This is a genomic window from Streptomyces sp. SID486, assembly GCF_009865385.1.
Classification (GTDB): Bacteria; Actinomycetota; Actinomycetes; order Streptomycetales; family Streptomycetaceae; genus Streptomyces.
The window spans coordinates 1-3,358 of record NZ_WWJT01000434.1 but is presented as its reverse complement, the minus strand read 5'-3'; the positions used below and the strand labels follow the sequence as shown (position 1 = coordinate 3,358).

The 3,358-nt window shown below is 76.0% G+C and carries 3 protein-coding genes; 2 read left to right on the top strand and 1 reads right to left on the bottom strand.

Annotated elements, in window-relative coordinates; all coding sequences use genetic code 11:
- Nucleotides 1–81 precede the first annotated feature (81 nt).
- Complete coding sequence (locus tag GT045_RS20650; RefSeq protein ID WP_161335058.1) at nt 82–1,278, bottom strand: beta-eliminating lyase-related protein; 1,197 nt, start codon at nt 1,276–1,278, stop codon at nt 82–84.
- 184 nt (nt 1,279–1,462) lie between these two features.
- On the opposite strand from GT045_RS20650, the gene GT045_RS20645 reads away from it, so the two are divergent.
- On the top strand, nt 1,463–2,569 hold the full coding sequence (locus GT045_RS20645) for a DUF2520 domain-containing protein (RefSeq protein WP_161335057.1): 1,107 nt from the start codon (nt 1,463–1,465) through the stop codon (nt 2,567–2,569).
- A partial coding sequence (gene panC / locus GT045_RS20640; protein WP_161335056.1) for a pantoate--beta-alanine ligase occupies nt 2,566–3,358 on the top strand: 793 nt, incomplete at its 3' end. The genes GT045_RS20645 and panC, both read left to right, overlap by 4 nt.

Below are 3,358 nucleotides of genomic sequence, written 5' to 3'. Positions count from 1 at the left end.
GCCGGTCCGGGCGTTCCGGGCCCGCCCGATCGGCCCGGCCGCCCCGCCCGCGCGGCCGCTCCGGCGCCAAGGCGTGCTCCGCTACGCCCTGTCCGGCAGGCGGTCCGCGAAATCCCTCACGGCCTCGCGGACGTCGCCGGCCGTCCACTCCAGGCCCGCGGCACGGACGCCGACCTCCGTGCGTGCCAGGCCCGGTCCCGCGGTGTCCCAGGCGTTCGCGAAGAGCAGCACCGCGGTCTCCTCGCCCTGCCGCACGGCCGCCTCGGCCACCACCTCGGGGGCGTACGGCAGCCAGACCTGGAACTCGTGGGTGTGCGGCACCTCCGGGTGGACGCGGGCCCAGGGCACTCCGGCCGCGGCGAAGCCCTCCCGCAGGGCCGCGGCCACCACGCGCGCGTGCCGCACGTACTCCGGCAGCCGGGGCAGCTCACGGTCCAGGCCCAGGAGGGCGGACAGGACGGTCGGGAACTGCTGGAAGACCGTGCCGCCATATCGGTGCCGCCAGGTCTTCGCCTCCTCGACCAGCGTCTTCGGGCCGGCCAGCGCAGCACCGCCGAAGCCGTCGAGCGACTTGTAGAACGACACGTAGACGCTGTCGGCCAGGCCCGCGATCTCCGCCAGAGAGCGCCCGAAGTGGTCCGTGCACTCCCACAGGCGCGCGCCGTCGAAGTGCACCACCGCGTCGCGCTCCCGTGCCGCCCCGACGACCTCGGTCAGCTCCTCCCAGGTGGGCAGCACGTAGCCGGCGTCCCGCAGAGGCAGTTCCAGCATCAGCGCCCCGAAAGGCTCCTCGAGGTCACGTATCTCGGCCGCCGTGGGCAGCGCGGGCCCCTCGCCGACCCGGACCGGACGCAGTCCGCTGACCTGGCTGAAGGCGTGCCGTTCGTGCACCTCCGGATGGGACAGCGGGTGCAGGGCGACCACCGGGTCGCCGGTGCGGCCGGCCCAGCAGCGCAGGGCCACCTGCTGGGCCATGGTGCCCGTCGGGAAGAACGCGGCGGCCTCCGTGCCGAGCAGCGAGGCGACCCGCGCCTCCAGGCCGGCCACGATCCCGGAGCCGTAGACGTCGGCCGGCTCGTCCAGGTCGCAGACCTCCGCCGCCCCCTCGGTCAGGAGTGCCAGCCGTTCCCCGATCGTGCCCCGCCAGCCCGCGCGGGACAGGGCGCGCCGCGCCTGCCGCTGGGCCGCCACGCGCCGGTCCCGCAACCGCTCCCACGCCGGCGCCTGCGCGCCCGGCCCGGTCTCCTGGTCAGTGCTCTGCTCAGACGTGTCGGTCATGCCGCGATCATGCCGTGTAGGACCGGCGGGGACACCGGGATTTCCGGGCCGTGGGGGCCTTCGGGGCGGCGTGGTGAAACCCACAGCCTGTGGACAACCGGTCGGCGCCGGAACGAGATAGCGTTAACATGACGAGAAATCGTCCGGTACCCAGAGCGGACTGGAACGGGAAGGCCGCCGTCGCGTGAGTACAGTCCACCAGCCAGACCTCAAGGACCGCCCCGCGCGGCTCACCGTCGGTGTCGTCGGCGCCGGCCGGGTGGGTCCCGCGCTCGCCGCGTCCCTCCAGCTCGCCGGGCACCGCCCGGTGGCCGTCTCCGGGGTCTCCGACGCCTCCCGCAGGCGGGCCGAGGCCATGCTCCCGGGCGTCCCGCTGGTGCCGCCCGCCGAGGTCCTCCGGCGGGCCGACCTGGTGCTGCTCACGGTCCCCGACGACGCGCTGCCCGGACTGGTCGCCGGCCTCGCCGGGACCGGTGCCGTGCGGCCGGGACAGCTGATCGTGCACACCTCCGGACGGTACGGCGCGCGGGTCCTCGACCCGGCCCTGCGCGCGGGCGCGCTGCCGCTGGCCCTGCACCCGGCCATGACCTTCACCGGCACCCCCGTGGACGTCCAGCGCCTCGCGGGCTGCTCCTTCGGCGTCACCGCGCCCGAGCAGCTGCGGCTGGCGGCCGAGGCGCTGGTGATCGAGATGGGCGGCGAGCCGGAGTGGATCAGCGAGCAGGACCGCCCGCTGTACCACGCGGCCCTCGCCCTCGGCGCCAACCACCTGGTCACCCTGGTCGCCCAGGCCATGGAACTGCTGCGGACGGCCGGCGTGGAGGCGCCCGACCGGATGCTCGGCCCCCTGCTCGGGGCCGCCCTGGACAACGCGCTGCGCTCCGGTGACGCCGCCCTGACCGGGCCGGTCGCGCGCGGGGACGCCGGCACGGTCGCCGCGCACGTCGCCGAGCTGCGCGCGCACGCACCGCAGACCGTGGCCGGCTATCTGGCGATGGCCCGCGCGACCGCCGACCGCGCCCTCGCCGCGGGCCTGCTGAAGCCGGAACTGGCCGAGGACCTCCTCGGGGTACTCGCCGACGGGGGCCGCCCGGCCGACGCGGCCCGGAACGGCACCGACAGCACCGGCGGCCCCGCCACCGACGGTCCCGACGGCACCGGCGGCCGGGACACCGACGCCACCGACGGCCGGGGAACCGACGGCATCGACGGCCGCGACACCGAGGGCACTGACGGCCCCGGCACCGAGGGCACTGACGGCACGACCGGCACCGAGGGGAACGACCGATGACCACCGCCCTGCTGAGCACCGCCGAAGAGCTGCACGCGCGCGTGCGCGAAGGCCGCCGTGCCGTCGTGATGACCATGGGCGCGCTGCACGAGGGCCACGCGACCCTCATCCGCTCCGCGCGCGAGATCGCCGGCCCGGACGGCGAGGTCGTCGTCACGGTCTTCGTCAACCCGCTGCAGTTCGGCGCGGGGGAGGACCTCGACCGCTACCCGCGCACCCTGGACGCCGACCTCAAGCTCGCCGAACAGGCCGGTGCGGACGCCGTGTTCGCACCTTCCGTGGACGAGGTGTACCCGGGCGGCCGGCCCCAGGTGAGCATCTCCGCCGGACCCATGGGCGAGCGCCTGGAGGGTTCCTCCCGGCCCGGCCACTTCGACGGCATGCTCACCGTCGTCGCCAAGCTGCTGCACCTCACCCGCCCCGACGCCGCCCTGTTCGGGCAGAAGGACGCCCAGCAGCTGGCCCTCATCCGGCGCATGGTGCGGGACCTGAACTTCGGCGTCGAGATCGTCGCCGTACCCACCGTCCGCGAGGAGGACGGGCTGGCCCTGTCCAGCCGCAACCGCTACCTCTCGGCCGACGAGCGCCGTACCGCGCTCGCGCTGTCCCGCGCGCTGTTCGCCGGCCGGGACCGGCACGCGGCCCAGGAGGCGCTGCGCGCGCGGGCCCGCGAAGTGCCCTCCACGCACGCGCGTGCCGAGGCCCTGAGCGCCATAGGCGAGTCCCGCGCGGCGGCCGACGCGCACGCGGTGGCCACCGCCGCGCCCGGCGGCCCGGCGGCCGTGCGTG